Raw genomic sequence first — 15,325 nt, forward strand, 5'->3', positions numbered from 1 at the left:
GAAGTTAATTCCAACCTTTTAATCCTCTTAAGTTTGCTGTAGCCATGGAAGCTAGTTTTGTAGCGCGAGGCTTTGTAGGAAATCAGGAACAACTTAAGGAATTAATGATGGAGCACTTAACCATCGTGGTTATGCTTTAGTAGATATTTTACAACCTTACAAGACTTAAAATATTTAGTAGACGAATTAAAATAATCTAACCCCGGGCTAATGTAGTTGGTCCGGGGTATTTTTAATTAGCCTGTATAAGATAAACTCCAATTATAAGTAAAATTATTCCTAGAATTCTTAATGGATTAATTGTATGTATTGTATTTCTTAGTATTCCAAAATGATCTAAAAGCATAGCTAGTATCATTTGACCTGCAATAACTAAACTGAACATATTTGCAAAACCAATTTTAGGAGATATGAATGTTGTTGTGAATATATATAATGCTCCAAATAAACCACCTAGCCACATCCACCAATTAGTTTGTTGGCAATTTTGTAGTGAAGGTAAAGTTATAATTCCATTAATGATGTTTAAAATTAAAATTATTCCTAATCCTAAAGATCCTACTATAAAACTAACTAGAGAAGATAAAAGAGGATTATTAACAATAGATCCTAAATTTGAATTTAGTCCTACTTGCATTGTTACTGCTGCACCTGCTATTATTGGTAAGAGATAATAAATGACTTCCATATAAAAACCTCCCTTGTTTATTTAACAATTTAAAATCATTATACCATAGAAGGGAAAGGTTATATAGGATATAAGTAAAAAGAAAGTTTTTATTTAAGATTATTATAAGCTTTACGTGTTTTTTCTTTAACTTGTTGAGGATTATGAATCCACTCTTTCCAATCACTATCAGCAATTAATTGATTTAAGAAATCCCCCCAACGTCCCTTATTAATCTTATTCCAGGGGGGAGTAGAATCTGTGCTTAATAATTCCTGATGACAGGCTTGGAAGTTGGCCCACAGAATAGCTAAAGCTAAGACATTAGGTTGCTCAGATGGATTAGTAGTAGGGTTCGCTTGCTTGTTAGAGCCAACCTGAACTGAGATATCTTCTGAGTCAAGAGGTTCAGAAGAGTTAATTTTAAATCTGCGTTTACAATTAAAAGTCTTAGTCACTTTATTAGACATGATTATCCCTCCCAATATGTAAATTCTTCACTTCTGCTTCTACCATTAAGTTCAATTGAAGAGTTAATATTTGTTCTAGGGAACATGTTGTTGTTTCTTTATCAGTAGTTTCAACATTATCGGAGTTTATTTCCTTATAAGTCGCAATACTACGGTGGCGTACTTCCTCTGGATCATGAATCCAGTTAGCTAGGTTAGGAGTAACAATATTTTGTAAGAATTGTAACCATAGTTTTTGTTCTGAGGTCGATATATCGTCTTCTTCTATTTGCTCCCAAGGTGCTATTTTGCCTTCTGGTAATAAATCTTGTTCATAAGCTTGGAAGTGGGCCCACAGGATAGGTAAAGTTAATGGATTAGATTCAGAATTATTAGCATTAGATGTAGATTGATCATCAGAGCCAACTTGAACCGAAATATCTTCTGAATCAAGTGGTTCAGAAGAATTAACTTTCAATTTCCGTTTACAATTAAAAGTTTTAGTAACCTTATTAGACATAATAATTCCTCCAATTTTAATGACATTGAGTGTAGGTTTAACCTACACTCAGTGTGGTGATATTAGGAATCATCACAGGGCTCACAAGTGATTTTAAGATCTTTACATTCTGCTTCAACTTCTATTTCTAATTCGAGACATAATTCTTGTTTGAAATCGCATGTTTCTTTATCTTTACATTTGCCTTTGGGTTTACATTTCTTACTCATCAGTTGTCCCTCCTTTCTGTTTGTTATATAATATGTAGTTATATTAATTATGTTACTTTTAAAATTAACAGAAAAATGTTACAAGGCATATGATAAAAGAAGAAGAAGGAGGAGGAGATTATTATGGAATGGCAGTTGAGTTTAGATACTATTTTTAATCTGTTAGGTATGTTATCTAGTGTAATTATAGTCTTGGTTAAATTAAAGCCTGGTTTGGATGATTATTTTAGACAGGGCACTCCTATTTTAGCAGAAATAGATGATGTAATTGATGCTATTTTACTAACTTTTCTCAATAATAAGACGATGAATACTATTGATGATTTGCTAGACAAAATAATAGAAGAATTAAAACAAGCGGGATATAAAGTAAATAATAAAGAGAAGAAGAAGATAGAGAATCGATTAAAAGCTAGGTTAAGAAGAGAGAAAGAATTCAAATTAAAATTTAATTCCGATAATAATAGGTATGAAATTAAATATACAACTGATTTTTAAGTAAACCTCCCTTAAGGGAGGTTTTTTATTATGAAGTCATATTTTAATTAATAATAGATTAAGTTTTAATAAAGGCTGTAAAAGGAGGTACTAAAATGAATCATAACCAAATTACATTTCAAAAAAATATCAGGAACCAAACTGGGGAATTTATTGTTGTATTAATTAAATCAGGAGCCAATTGTTGCAAACATAAAGGAGTGTTATGTAATGTTGGAAAGGATTTTTTGGTTTTAATTAATAATGGAGTTAAAATAGAAATTGCACTTGATGCTGTTGTAGCTGTTAAAAGAAAGATTAATGGAACTAAGAGTGAAAATTCAAGTTGTTATTATGATTAAGAAAAGAAGGAGGAGGCAGTTATGGTAGCTAATAATAAAAAATTACCGATGGTTAGTAATGATCCTAATTTAACTGAAGAAGAAATTGATTTTTTAATGCAAAATATTGATGAATTAAAACAAAATGATTCTATGGGAGAAAATGAAGAACAGTTAATTAGTTTTTTAAAGAAACAGCTTAATAAAATGAAGCAGGCTAAGGAAAAAGAACAATTAGAAGGGATTAGGATAAATAGTAACCATCAAGAGGATATAAAAAAGATATTAAAGAAAAGAACAGGAGAATTTATAATAATCAATTTGATGATTGGAGGGGATTGTTGTCAGGTAGAAGGAGTTTTATCTGATATAAATACAGATTTTATTAGTTTGATTAAGCAAGGAGAAGTAATACAAATCAAAATAGAAGCAATAGGGGCTATTATAAAGAAAAATTCCTCTTTGGCTAATGAAGAAACTAGAGTTTCAGCAAATAATACGAAGCAAAAATATAATGATCAATATCATTTAGAAGATGAAAATGATCAAGTTAGTAAACAAGATTCTGAGCTTAAAATTAATAAACAGCAAAAAGCATATACTGAAATCGAAGAATAAAAGGAGAGGGGTTTTACCTCTCCTTTTATCACCTATATTAAAAATCGGATTTTTTAGGTATAACACAGGTACAAAGTAGAATGCATTGGTTGATTTCTTGTTTGTTAATCAGTTGGACAATAGTATCTTCTACTTTGATTTTTATATCACCAAGTTTTAGTTGAACAGGTAATGTAATAAAGGTATAAAAAGGAAAATTGAATTTAGCAGTCTGAATAGTTTGTGTTTTATTCTGTGCTATATAGAACATTTTTTCAATAATTCGGCCTTGAATGATAACTTTAGGACCTTGGGAAGTGTGGGTTGTTTTATAAGAGGTGATTTTAGGATTAATAAGAATTTTAGCTAATTTTTTTATTGTAGTATTTTCTTTAGGCATAGCCATAGTTTTCTCTTTTATAAATTCTTTATAAGTTGTTTTAGGTGGCAGTGACTTTAGATTATCATCCACAGTAACTAATTCAAATGATTTGTCATTTTGTAAGGAATCATTCATTTGATTTAACCTCCCTTCTATTATGATATGTATTCAAAAGAATTCATTTTTTTCTTAAGAAGTTAGATTATCTAATATAGATCTAATCTATATTGCATATATTTAGTATAGAATAAAGGGGGAACTAGAAATGTCAGGGCCAAATTCAGACAAAAAAGATAAAGGTGAAGTATTAAATAATATTCTAGAATCTATTATGTTCCACAAGAAAGCGTTGGCCCATTTTTTAAATATTGAAACTGAAAAGATAAATAAGACTATTGATCTTTTATCTATAAATGAAGTATTAGTTTTTGAACAAGATTTAGCATCTATTATTAAAGATAGTATGAAAATACAGATGTTATTACAATTTAGGTTGGAAAAAATTTTAGTAGAAGATGAAATAAGTGCTGAAGGATTATCTGATTTTCGTAGGGAGACAGTAATAGATATAGTAGATGGAATTATCTTGTTAGAAACAGTTGTAGATAATTTGATTGAAACTGAAACTAATAGATTAAAAAAATTAACTGATGAATATAATTTCCCTCAAGGGAAATTAAATAGATTACAAAAAAGTGTTACTTTAATTATAAAGAATGGGACTAGAATCAAAGATTCTTTAGAATATGAATTAGAGGAGATTAAAAAAATGCTTTAAAGTTAATAAGGAGTGATAGAAATGTCAAGGCCAGAGATCCCCACAAGAGATCGAGATGAAGCACTAGTAGATTTATTAGAGTCTATTGCATTAGAAGAAACAGCCTTAGCTAACTTTATAAATGCTGAAGCTGAAAAGACACAGCGGATTATAGCTGATTGTAATATTACTCCAGACGAAATAATTGATTTTCAAAAAAACATGTCTAAAGTAATGAAGACTGTAATTAAGAAAGAAATGTTATTACAGTTCAAACTTGAAGATGTTTTAGATGCTAAATTAGAAACGAAGGATGATTATAGTTAATTAAACATTTTATATCATTTAACAATAATTGATATAATTGTAATTTAATTTATGTAATATATAGACTTATCTTTCCGTAGGATGTATTAGAAGACTGATAAAGTGATGAAAAATCTATTTAAAAGGGGTTGATAGTGGTGAGTACGCCAGATATACCAGAAGGGGTAGACCAAGAACAGTCACTAACAGATTTATTAGAGTCAATTGCTTTAGAGGAAACTGCATTAGCACATGTTGTTAATGCAGAAGGAGAAAAGATTCAAGCAATTGTCGATTCTTTTGATGATTTTACTCATCAAGAAATACTGGATTTGCAGGATTCAGTGGAAGATACATTAAAGACAACAGTTAAAAAGCAAATGTTATTGCAATTTAAATTAGAAGAAGTTTTAGATTTCAAAGAAGATTTAGAAATAGATGATTGCTAGATAAGTGTATACTTACCTCCATTCTTCAGAATGGAGGTTTTATTGTTTAGTTGTTTATTTAAAAAATATAAGTTTTTTGTCACATATAGATTAATTCAGTTATATTATATATTGAAAGAAAAGAAAGGAGGTAACCAATTAATGAGTACACCGCAGATACCTGACGTTACTCAAGAAGAATCATTAACAGATCTTTTAGAATCAATTGCTCTAGAAGAGACTGCATTAGCACATGTTGAGAATGCAGAAGCAGAAAAGATTCAAGCAATTGTTGGTGATTTTGATAATCTTACTGTGCAACAGATACTGGACTTACAGGATTCAGTAGATGATACTTTAAAGACAACAGTTAAAAAGCAAATGTTATTGCAATTTAAATTAGAAGATGTTTTAGATTCCAAAGAAGACCTAGAAAATTTATAATAGAGATTAATTGAAAGATTAAATTAGAACAGGGGAGAAAAATTTCTCCTGTTTTTTTGAGTAATTATAGTTTTAATAAAAATTATTAACATTTTTGTAATAACTTAATATTATAAACTAGAAAGATTAAAGTTAAAAAATTAAAACTTTAATCTTAATTATTATTATTTAAAGGAAGGTGACTATTAGTGAGCACGCCACAAATACCTGATGTTACTCAAGAAGAATCACTAACAGATTTATTAGAATCAATTGCTTTAGAGGAGACTGCATTAGCGCATGTTGAGAATGCAGAAGCAGAAAAGATTCAAGCAATTGTTGCTGATTTTCCTAATCTTAGTGTAGAAGAAATATTAGACTTACAAGATTCAGTAGATGATACCTTAAAGACAACAGTTAAAAAACAAATGTTATTGCAATTTAAATTAGAAGATGTTTTAGATTTTAAAGAAGATCTAGAAAATTTATAATAAAGATCGATTAAAATATTAAATCAGAACAGGAGAGTAAAAAGACTCTTCTGTTCTTTTTTTTTAGTAATCACAGTTTTAATTAAAAATTATTAACATTTTTGTAATAACTTAATATTATAAACTAGAAAGATTAAAGTTAAAAAATTAAAACTTTAATCTTAATTATTATTTTAAGAAAGGAGGATAATTTTTAATGTCTGAACCAACAATACCAGACGTTGATCAAGATCAATCTTTAGTCGATCTTTTAGAATCAATTGCTCTAGAAGAAACAGCATTGGCCCATGTTGAGAATGCAGAAGGAGAAAAGCTTCAAGCAATTGTTACTGGTCTTCTTAACAATGATCTTACTGTTCAAGAAGTACTGGATTTACAGGATTCAGTAGATGATACCTTAAAGACAACAGTTAAGAAACAAATGTTATTACAATTTAAGTTAGAAGATATTTTAGATTCTTTAGAACCTATACCACCAGTTGATGTGCAAGCTAACACAGGTACAGTTACTGCTGTATTTGATGATACGACTGTTACAGATTCTGATGATGCATTTTTTAATACAGAAACAACAACACAGGAGGTGAATAACTCATGACTACAATTGGAGGTATTGATCTAGGTAATTTAACTGATAACTTATTCTTTTTTGCTGATGCTAATCAAGATGCAAACTGGCAAGGAGCTACTAAAGGGTATGTCGGTGATGTAGCAGTTGATGGTATTCAAGCCGATGAGCGTACTTCAGGAGATGTTCCTTATGCTGGAACAATTTCTACTAATGATAGTACTTTGGATGCTTGGCAACAGATTGTTGATCAAAATCCTCTTCAAGCTTCAGCAGCAACTAATCAAAACACACTTATTAATAATTTAGAAGCTGATCTTATTAGTGCTTTTCAACAGATAAATGCTGAATCTGTTAATTTACCACCAGGTGTAACAGCTCCTGTTTCAGCTACTGACTTGGATGGAGTAGATACTACAAATGGTATTGCTGAAACTTTTGTCATTAATATTACTTCAGGACTTAACTTTTCTAGTAAGATTAATATTACTGGTGATGCTGGAGATGTATTTATTCTTCGCTGGGATACAGATGGAGATCCAACTAATGGTTACCAAGGACAAGTAAAACCACAGAGTGGTGGTGCAATTGTTCCTCAGGGAGATTTAGAACCTGGTAATTTCATCAATGTTGCCGGTGATATAAATGCATCTGGTGGTGGTACTACCCCAGCTCCACCATATCCCCAAGGACCTCGCTTTGATGATGGTCAAGGGGCATTAATTAATGGTGGTGAGGACTTCAGTGGTGGTGGTTTCTTTACTGGTTACTGGTTAACTACTGGAAGCCCTGATAATTTTGATGCAGGAAGTGGTTTATTTTTCGGAGAAACTTCGTCACTTAGTAATGGAATCTTCGTTGGTGGCTGGTATACAATTACCACTCAATTCAGTATGACTTCAGGTACCAGTGGTGTCTATGTATCACCAAATCCTGAAACCCTACAGGCACCTTCAATTGATGTTGAAAAATTAGTTTCAGCTGATGGTGGTGCAACATTCGTTGATGCTGATACACCACCCGGACCTAATATAGTTCAGGGAACAGATCCGGTATTTAGATATGTAGTAACAAATAATGGTAATGAAACTTTAGATAATATAACACTAACTGATAGTGATTTAGGTTCTATAACCATTCCCCAAACTTCACTAGCTCCTGGAGAATCATTTGAAGTAGAAGTGACTGGTACGTGGGCTGCAGGTCAACAAACTAATACAGCTGATGTTGAAGGAACAACTCCAGGTGGAGTTACCGTTACAGATACTGATCCAGCTAATTATTTTGGAACAACTGCTGCAATAGATATTGAGAAGCAAGTTTCAGCTGATGGAGGAGCAACATTTGTAGATGCTGATACACCTACAGGGCCATTTATACCTCAGGGGACTGATCCACAATTTAGATATATTGTAACTAATAATGGAACAGAAACTTTGACAAATATTACAGTAACTGATGATACTTTTGGTAATATTGGTGTTACTGTTAATGAACTTGACCCTGGGGAGAGTACAACATTAACTGTGACGCAACCTTGGGCTGCAGGTCAACAAACTAATATTGCTACAGCCGAAGGAACAACTCCAGGTGGAGATACAGTCACAGATAGCGATCCTGCTAACTATTTTGGTGAATCAAATCCAGCTATTGATATTGAGAAACAAGTTTCAGTTGATGGTGGTGTAACATTTGTAGATGCTGATACACCATCAGGGCCAACTTTACCGCCAGGTGAAGATCCAGTATTTAGATATATTGTAACTAATATTGGTGGAACGCAATTGACAAATATTGAAGTAGTTGATTCTGTATTAGGTCCTATTGCTACTATTCCTAGTTTAGATCCTGGTGATTCTGAAATATTTGAAGTAATTGGATAATAGAATAAAATTATCTTTAAAATGGCGAGGGGATATTTCAATATCCTCTCGCTTAAATTATTTTCAGTATTGGGGAAGGGCAGGAATTAGACAAAAAATGAGAAGAATCCATTGGTTGATTTTTCTTTTATTTATAAGTTGAATTATAGCATCTTCACTTGTGACTTTAACTCTTTTTATTTTTGGGTTTTGGGGTAACTTAATATAATTAGCAAAGGAAAAAGAAAACTCGGAACAATGGATTGCTTGTTCTGGTTTATCAGCTACATAAAATATTTTTTCAGTAATATTTCCTTGGATTACTAGTTGTGAACCTTGAATTGTAGAGATGATCTCATAAGAAGAAATTTCTGGTTGAATAATAATTTTAACTAGTTGTTGAATATCAGGTTTAGTTTTAGAGATAATAAGTTTTTCTTGTGCAGTAAAGTTTTTATATGTAACATTATGTGGAAGAGAACCAAAGTCTTCTGCAACAGTAACTAACTCGTATGATTTATTTTCCATTTTAGACACCTCCTTTAACCTATTATTCAATTAATCTATATTAAGCTATTATAATATAAATTAATAAAAATAATTAATTAGGATAAGAGTGGTTGATTTAATTGATTTTTTTATGGTTTATAGCGTATATATTAAATAAATAGGAGGTGTCCAATGAGTACATTTAATGATAATGATATGGTAGAAATAGTTGGGGTAGCCGAATCATTTCCTAAACTCGATGGAGAGTGTGATTTCTGGACACAATTATCCGTACCAGAAATTGTTTTTATTCCTGAACAAAAACCAAATATTGAACAAATAGCTAAGGTAGCAGTAGAGGTGGAGATCATCTCACAACGGGTGGTAAAAACCCCTACTTCTTATGGTTATAATTTAGGGGGCCAAAAACTAACAGGAAAAAAGCTTATTATAGAAGGAAAGATTAAACAGAAATTATTTTATGTAGCTGATGTAGCAGAGCAGTCTATGCATGTAGCTCATTTTCAAAAGTCATTTTCTACTTTTATTATTATTCCATCAGATATGAACAAACATGCTAAATTTAGAATAGATCCTTATATTGAAGATGTATTTGTGAAGATGAATGATAAAAGAGAAGTATTTAAAAATGTTACTTTATTTTTACATGCTGTTCCAACAAATTGTTATTGTTACTAAGGAATTATTATCCATTTAGATCTCCCGTTAAGGGAGATCTTTTATTATTTGATATAAATCATAATTAATAAATGACACAAATGTAAACATTTAGGAATATATTATAATAAGTTTTAGGAAAGGAGGCAATAAAATGGAAAATGAAATGTTAGTATATAAGGAAGGGGGTGAAGATCAATGGCAGTAATTGGAGGTGTTGACTTAGGGAATTTAACTAATTACTTGTTCTTCTTTGCTGATGCTAATCAAGATGCAAACTGGCAAGGAGCTACTAAAGGATATGTTGGTGATGTAGCAGTTGATGGTATTCAAGCTGATGAGCGTACTTCAGGGGATGTTCCTTATGCTGGAACGATTTCTACTAATGATAATACTTTAGGAGCTTGGCAACAGATTGTTGATCAGAATCTTCTTCAAGCTTCAGCAGCAACTAATCAAAATACACTTATTAGTAATTTAGAAGATGATCTTATTAGTTCCTTTCAGCAGATTAATGCTCTTAGTGTTACAGCTGGCTTTGAAAATGTTTCTTCTACCTCACTAGATGGTTTGAATACTCAAAATGGAACTGACGAAGTTTTCGTTATCAATGTTACTTCAGGACTTAATTTCTCTAGTAAGATTAATATTACCGGTGATGCTGGAGATGTTTTTATTCTTCGCTGGGATACAGATGGTGATCTGACTAATGGCTACCAAGGACAAGTAAAACCACAGAGTGGTGGTGCAATTGTTCCTCAGGGAGATTTGGAACCTGGTAACTTTATTAATGTTGCAGGTGATATAAATGCATCCGGTGGTGGTACTACCCCAGCTCCACCATATCCCCAAGGTCCTCGCTTTGATGATGGTCAGGGCGCATTAATTAATGGTGGTAGTAATTTTGATGGTGGAGGTTTTTTTACTGGTTATTGGTTAACGACAGGTGCCCCTACAAACTTTGATCCAGGTACTGGGCTTTTTACAGGGGAAACCCAATCACTTAGTAATGGTATTTTTGTTGGTGGTTGGTACACACTTACTACTAAATTTAGTATGACTTCAGGTACTAGTGGTGTTTATGTTTCTCCAAATCCTGCTACCCTTGAGGCAAACACACCACCATCTGTAGATAAAACACCACCTAGTGGCTCATTAGTAAGTGGAACAGTACCAATAGAAGTAACAGCTTCAGATGATGAATGTTTAGACCGAGTAGAATTATTTATAGATGGAACATTGGTAGAGACAGTAGTAGACAATGGTTCGGGAGATGATGATCCTGATGCTAATGAAATAAATTTCACTTTTGATTGGGATACTACAACACTCAGTGATGGTGAGCATATAGTATTGGCAAGAGCAATTGATTGTGCTGGTGATCAAACTGATGATGTTAATCAATATATAGTAGATAATACACTTCCAATAGTAAATATAGATAGTCCACCAGATGGCTCAATAGTTAATGATATAACTCCAATAGAGGTATCAAGCACAGATAATGAATGCTTAGACCGAGTAGAATTATATATAGATGGTGATTTAGTATTTACTCAATCAGTAGCTCCTGGAACAGAAACCAACTTTATCTTTGATTGGGATACAACAGCTGTAGCCAATGGACCACATACTATAGAAACAGTAGCAATAGATTGTGCAGGTAATGAAGCGACAGACCAAATTCAGTTAATTGTAGATAATGAACCTCCAGTAGTAAATATAGATAGTCCACCAGATGGCTCAATAGTTAATGATATAACTCCAATAGAGGTATCAAGCACAGATAATGAATGCTTAGACCGAGTAGAATTATATATAGATGGTGATTTAGTATTTACTCAATTAGTAGCTCCTGGAACAGGAACGACTTTTACTTTTGATTGGAATACAACAATTGAAGATGATGGTCCGCATAATATAAAAGCAGTGGCCGTTGATTGTGCTGGTAATGAAGTGACAGATGAGATTCAGTTAATTGTAGATAATGAACTGCCGGAAGTAAGTATAGATAATCCCCCAGATGGTTCTTTTGTGACAGGGACTATTCCAATAGATGTATCAGGTTCAGATAATGAATGCTTAGACCGAGTAGAATTATTTATAGATGGTAATTTAGTACGGACAGAAATAGTAGATCCGCCAGGAGGAACTGAGTTAGATTTTACCTTCAATTGGAATACTCTTGCTTTCTCTAATGGTTCACATCAAGTTAGAGCAGTTGCAACTGATTGTGCTGGTAATACAGCAGAAACTACTAGTACTTTTATTGTAGATAATTTACCATCAGAAGTAGAAATAGTAGATCCACCAGATGAATCAACGATAGAAGGAGAAACATTGCTAGAAATTACTGCAGAAGACAACGAATGTTTAGATCGAGTAGAGTTGTATATTGATGGTAATTTAGTAACAACAAAATCAGTAGTACCTGAAACAGAAACTTCTTTCTTCTTTGATTGGGATACTACTGAATACCTTGAAGGCCCTCATGAAGTAACAGCAATAGCATTTGATTGTGCTGGTAACATTGCTGAAACTACTAACACTTATATTGTTGATAATATACCAGATAATTTTGTAGAAGAGTTAGTTAATGGTGATCTTAAGCTACCTGAAGAAAAGCCTGATATTGAGCAAATTGTAGATTTTGATGTAGAAATTGAAGTTGAAGAAGTATTTCCTTTTGAAACTTTTGCAGAACTTAAGGTTAAGGTAAGAGGAAGAGTTAAAATTGAGATATCTTATGTAGCAGATGTAGCAGATGATAGTCAACCAGTCCATTCTGCTCACTTTACTATACCATTTAGTAGTTTGATTAAAGGAATTAACTTAGGTGCCTGTATTTCTTTATATCCAGTAGTTATTTTAGAACATGTTCAATATCATCAAATAGATGCTAGAACTATTAAAAAAGCGATTGTCTTTCTTGTTGGAGTTCGGACAGAAAATTAATTGATATAAAGTATACTTTATATCAAACTGTGAGTTGTGTGTCATGAGCTAGATCAAAGATTTTAATGTTATTCGTAATAAAAACTATTCTCTCATGACACATGACTTAAAATGTTATTTGAAAGGAGGGAAAAATTAATGAGTAATGGTCCTTTTTGTAGTAAGGAAGAGATGCAAAAAAAAGGTGATGAAAAGTGTCCAGCTCCTAATGATACTGTAGCTTATTCTAATCAAATTGTTTTAGAGGGCCAATGTACGATTCCAGATACTAAACCAGATAAAGAAAAAATCTTTGATATACATCATAGTATTGAAATTCGTAAAGCACAAACTATAAATTCAACAGAAGTAATTGATAATCGAGAAGTAAGAGGGAAAAAAGTTGTAGTAGCTGGATTATTTAATTTAGGAATAGAGTATTCTGCTAAGACACCAGATCAGCGAGTACACTTTTTTCATTGTTCTTTTCCATTTCAAGGGTTGATATTGCGTGAAGTGAATGGTGAAGAACGTCTCCTACCTCGTGATTTTAGCCTAGATGATTATCTAGTCCATGTTTGTGTTGAAGATTTACAGATTGAACAGATTGATGAACGTACTATAAATAGAACAGTGGTTCTAATGATTTGGTTAGAGCCTAAACAGTGAACTTAATTAATAATGAAAATAAGAGTGAAGGGAGGGATAAGAAATGGATTGTCGACAAAACTCATGTACTGGACCTCCTGATATTTCTAAAGAAATAACGATTGACAGTACTCTTATTATTCCAGACCAAAAGCCGTCATTAGAATCTATTTTGGATTATTTTGTAGAATTTGAAATTACCAAAACTGAAATTATTGATACTAATATTACTGTAGGAGATCCACCACAGCAGTTACAAAAAGTAATTGTAATGGGGGAGGCTCAAATATATGTTAAATATGTTGGAGAAACAGAAGCAGGAGATCAGCCAGTCCATGCAGCACATTTTAAAGCTCCTTTTGATACTTTAATTGAATGGCCAGGAGGTCCTCCAGGAGGTACTCCGATTTGTGTCTGTATTAGTAAAGAACATTTTCAGTTGGAACCTCTTGATAACAGATATTTATTTAAGGTTTTAGTTGCTAAGATAGATATATTTGAGAATTAGATTTTTAAAGCAGGGTAACTCCCTGCTTTTTATTTTAGATAAATGATAATAAGTACAATTATAACATTATTTACATATAATTTTTTTAGTTTTCATTCATATAGATTAATTGATGGATAGGAGGAGGGAAAATGAATAGTCTGAATGATTTAGTTGAAGTAGTTGGAGTGGCAGATTCTTTTCCTGAACTTGATGGAGAAGGTGATTATTGGACTCAAATGTCTATTCCTGAAACTTTAACTATCCCACAACAAAAACCTGATATAGAACAGATAGCTAAGGTCGTAGTTAAAGTAAAGATTATGTCCCAGAGAGTTGTTAAAACACCTGTTTCTTGTGGTTGTAATTTAGCTGGGAGTAATCTAACAGGAAAAAAGTTAATTATAGAAGGTTTTTTAAAACAAAAATTACTTTATGTAGCAGATATACCACAACAATCAGTTCATGTGGCTCATTTTAAAGTACCATTTTCTACCTATATTATTGTGCCAGGTGAAACAAGTTTACAGGCTAAATTTAGAGTTGATCCTTATATTGAAGATGTTTTCATTAAACTAGAAACTGCTAGAAGTTTTTTTAAAAATGTTACTTTGTTTTTGCATGCTATACCAACTGATTGCCAATACTGTTAGATTTTGTATGACACAATTTTAATTTTTTGAGAGTATGATAGAAGTGGATAAAAGATAAGGAGGTAAAAGGATGGTAGAGACTTCAAGTGATTTTGTGAAGATTGTAGGTGAATGTGATATTGATAATGTTGATCTCACGCAAGGAAACTTTAATCAAATAGCAGTTCCAGAGACTTTAGAAATACCAGAACAAAAGCCAGATGTTGAGCAAATTTTAAAGGTGATGTTAGAAGGAGAAATAGGTAGCGTAAAGTTAGTGGAGACTCCAGAAGGAGAAAGTGCAAGTGGCATGGAGAAGACTGGTAAAGGTTTAGTAGTAGAGGGAAACCTTCATCAAAAGATAGTTTATGTAGCAGAAACAGATGATGAAGATCAGCCAGTTCATTCTGCAGAATTTAATATTCCTTTCAGTACTTTTATACCAATTAATACATGTTTAATACCAGGAGAAGAAGACCAAATTGATGTAGAGATTTGTATTGAAGATGTTTATGTAGAAATGCTTAATCAACGAGAAATCTTTAAGAACGTAACTATTGTAGTCAATGCAATTGTTCCTAATACAGATCCAACTGTAAATATACTATGGCCTGAAGGTCCTAATGAAGATGGTGCTGAATTTACTGCTGGAGATCAAGTTTCAATAGTGGTTGATGCTTTTGATTGTGAGTGCTTAGATAAGATTGAAATTTATATAGATGGTACTTTAGAGACAACAGAAAATGTGTTTGGAGAGACCAATGTAGAGTTTACTTATTTGTGGACTGCTGAAGCAGGAGATGGTCAAGTAATAGAAGCAAGAGTATTTGATTGTGCTGGAACTGAAATAAGTGATACAGTTACAGTTGATATAGAAGCGAGTACTACAATTGCAAGTGACAGAGAAGAAACTAATGATATAGAATTCTGATAGTATACTTGGGTTAAAAGATTAACTGAAATTTTTGGATTGTGAGTTT

At 32.2% G+C, this 15,325-nt stretch carries 22 protein-coding genes; 16 read left to right on the forward strand and 6 right to left on the reverse strand.

Annotated elements, in window-relative coordinates; genetic code table 11:
- Positions 1–232 precede the first annotated feature (232 nt).
- The 4 genes from ACYQ3D_RS11730 to ACYQ3D_RS11745 form a co-directional block, all read right to left on the reverse strand.
- Positions 233–688: a DMT family transporter gene (locus tag ACYQ3D_RS11730; RefSeq protein WP_459838559.1), complete on the reverse strand. Its 456-nt coding sequence runs from the start codon at positions 686–688 to the stop codon at positions 233–235.
- 89 nt (positions 689–777) lie between these two features.
- Positions 778–1,137 carry a hypothetical protein gene (locus ACYQ3D_RS11735; protein ID WP_459838560.1) on the reverse strand — a complete coding sequence of 120 codons (360 nt, stop codon included), beginning with the start codon at positions 1,135–1,137 and terminating at the stop codon, positions 778–780.
- Positions 1,130–1,636, reverse strand: coding sequence for a hypothetical protein (locus ACYQ3D_RS11740; RefSeq protein WP_459838561.1), 507 nt, complete (start codon positions 1,634–1,636; stop codon positions 1,130–1,132). Before ACYQ3D_RS11740 ends, ACYQ3D_RS11735 begins: the two co-directional genes overlap by 8 nt.
- Before the next feature lie 62 nt (positions 1,637–1,698).
- Entirely contained in the window at positions 1,699–1,845 is a 147-nt protein-coding gene (locus ACYQ3D_RS11745; protein WP_459838562.1) for a hypothetical protein, read from the reverse strand.
- Positions 1,846–1,968: 123 nt separating this feature from the next.
- Here ACYQ3D_RS11745 and ACYQ3D_RS11750 point away from each other — a divergent pair, with 123 nt between their 5' ends.
- From ACYQ3D_RS11750 to ACYQ3D_RS11760, 3 genes are all read left to right on the forward strand, one after another.
- The gene (locus ACYQ3D_RS11750; RefSeq protein ID WP_459838563.1) at positions 1,969–2,343 is read left to right on the forward strand and encodes a hypothetical protein; all 375 of its coding nucleotides are present in this window, start codon (positions 1,969–1,971) and stop codon (positions 2,341–2,343) included.
- 95 nt (positions 2,344–2,438) lie between these two features.
- A complete protein-coding gene (locus ACYQ3D_RS11755; RefSeq protein WP_459838564.1) occupies positions 2,439–2,684 on the forward strand; it encodes a hypothetical protein in 246 nt (81 codons plus the stop codon).
- A 21-nt stretch (positions 2,685–2,705) separates the two neighbouring features.
- The gene (locus ACYQ3D_RS11760; RefSeq protein WP_459838565.1) at positions 2,706–3,281 is read left to right on the forward strand and encodes a hypothetical protein; all 576 of its coding nucleotides are present in this window, start codon (positions 2,706–2,708) and stop codon (positions 3,279–3,281) included.
- A gap of 37 nt (positions 3,282–3,318) precedes the next feature.
- Here ACYQ3D_RS11760 and ACYQ3D_RS11765 read toward each other — a convergent pair whose 3' ends face one another.
- Complete coding sequence (locus ACYQ3D_RS11765) at positions 3,319–3,777, reverse strand: SPOCS domain-containing protein (protein ID WP_459838566.1); 459 nt, start codon at positions 3,775–3,777, stop codon at positions 3,319–3,321.
- Positions 3,778–3,907: 130 nt separating this feature from the next.
- Here ACYQ3D_RS11765 and ACYQ3D_RS11770 point away from each other — a divergent pair, with 130 nt between their 5' ends.
- From ACYQ3D_RS11770 to ACYQ3D_RS11800, 7 genes are all read left to right on the forward strand, one after another.
- Positions 3,908–4,420 carry an alpha-helical endospore appendage domain-containing protein gene (locus ACYQ3D_RS11770; protein WP_459838567.1) on the forward strand — a complete coding sequence of 171 codons (513 nt, stop codon included), beginning with the start codon at positions 3,908–3,910 and terminating at the stop codon, positions 4,418–4,420.
- Between the two features lie 21 nt (positions 4,421–4,441).
- Entirely contained in the window at positions 4,442–4,726 is a 285-nt protein-coding gene (locus ACYQ3D_RS11775; protein ID WP_459838568.1) for an alpha-helical endospore appendage domain-containing protein, read from the forward strand.
- A 137-nt stretch (positions 4,727–4,863) separates the two neighbouring features.
- A complete protein-coding gene (locus ACYQ3D_RS11780) occupies positions 4,864–5,154 on the forward strand; it encodes an alpha-helical endospore appendage domain-containing protein (protein ID WP_459838569.1) in 291 nt (96 codons plus the stop codon).
- A 141-nt stretch (positions 5,155–5,295) separates the two neighbouring features.
- Entirely contained in the window at positions 5,296–5,577 is a 282-nt protein-coding gene (locus ACYQ3D_RS11785) for an alpha-helical endospore appendage domain-containing protein (RefSeq protein WP_459838570.1), read from the forward strand.
- Positions 5,578–5,765: 188 nt separating this feature from the next.
- The gene (locus tag ACYQ3D_RS11790; RefSeq protein ID WP_459838571.1) at positions 5,766–6,047 is read left to right on the forward strand and encodes an alpha-helical endospore appendage domain-containing protein; all 282 of its coding nucleotides are present in this window, start codon (positions 5,766–5,768) and stop codon (positions 6,045–6,047) included.
- Positions 6,048–6,243: 196 nt separating this feature from the next.
- Positions 6,244–6,645 carry an alpha-helical endospore appendage domain-containing protein gene (locus ACYQ3D_RS11795; RefSeq protein WP_459838572.1) on the forward strand — a complete coding sequence of 134 codons (402 nt, stop codon included), beginning with the start codon at positions 6,244–6,246 and terminating at the stop codon, positions 6,643–6,645.
- Complete coding sequence (locus ACYQ3D_RS11800; RefSeq protein ID WP_459838573.1) at positions 6,642–8,498, forward strand: DUF7507 domain-containing protein; 1,857 nt, start codon at positions 6,642–6,644, stop codon at positions 8,496–8,498. Before ACYQ3D_RS11795 ends, ACYQ3D_RS11800 begins: the two co-directional genes overlap by 4 nt.
- Positions 8,499–8,561: 63 nt before the next feature.
- On the opposite strand, the gene ACYQ3D_RS11805 is transcribed toward ACYQ3D_RS11800, so the two are convergent.
- Complete coding sequence (locus tag ACYQ3D_RS11805; RefSeq protein ID WP_459838574.1) at positions 8,562–9,005, reverse strand: DUF3794 domain-containing protein; 444 nt, start codon at positions 9,003–9,005, stop codon at positions 8,562–8,564.
- Positions 9,006–9,158: 153 nt separating this feature from the next.
- Between ACYQ3D_RS11805 and ACYQ3D_RS11810 the strand changes: the two genes are divergently transcribed.
- The 6 genes from ACYQ3D_RS11810 to ACYQ3D_RS11835 all read left to right on the forward strand — a co-directional run bounded on the left by ACYQ3D_RS11810 (position 9,159) and on the right by ACYQ3D_RS11835 (position 15,276).
- Positions 9,159–9,665, forward strand: coding sequence for a DUF3794 domain-containing protein (locus ACYQ3D_RS11810; protein ID WP_459838575.1), 507 nt, complete (start codon positions 9,159–9,161; stop codon positions 9,663–9,665).
- A gap of 177 nt (positions 9,666–9,842) precedes the next feature.
- Positions 9,843–12,599 carry an Ig-like domain-containing protein gene (locus tag ACYQ3D_RS11815; RefSeq protein ID WP_459838576.1) on the forward strand — a complete coding sequence of 919 codons (2,757 nt, stop codon included), beginning with the start codon at positions 9,843–9,845 and terminating at the stop codon, positions 12,597–12,599.
- Positions 12,600–12,737: 138 nt separating this feature from the next.
- On the forward strand, positions 12,738–13,247 hold the full coding sequence (locus ACYQ3D_RS11820) for an SPOCS domain-containing protein (protein ID WP_459838577.1): 510 nt from the start codon (positions 12,738–12,740) through the stop codon (positions 13,245–13,247).
- A gap of 43 nt (positions 13,248–13,290) precedes the next feature.
- The gene (locus tag ACYQ3D_RS11825) at positions 13,291–13,734 is read left to right on the forward strand and encodes a DUF3794 domain-containing protein (protein WP_459838578.1); all 444 of its coding nucleotides are present in this window, start codon (positions 13,291–13,293) and stop codon (positions 13,732–13,734) included.
- A 131-nt stretch (positions 13,735–13,865) separates the two neighbouring features.
- Complete coding sequence (locus ACYQ3D_RS11830; RefSeq protein WP_459838579.1) at positions 13,866–14,366, forward strand: DUF3794 domain-containing protein; 501 nt, start codon at positions 13,866–13,868, stop codon at positions 14,364–14,366.
- Positions 14,367–14,436: 70 nt separating this feature from the next.
- Complete coding sequence (locus ACYQ3D_RS11835) at positions 14,437–15,276, forward strand: DUF3794 domain-containing protein (RefSeq protein ID WP_459838580.1); 840 nt, start codon at positions 14,437–14,439, stop codon at positions 15,274–15,276.
- Positions 15,277–15,325: the final 49 nt, after the last annotated feature.

The organism is Halanaerobaculum tunisiense (assembly GCF_054657635.1).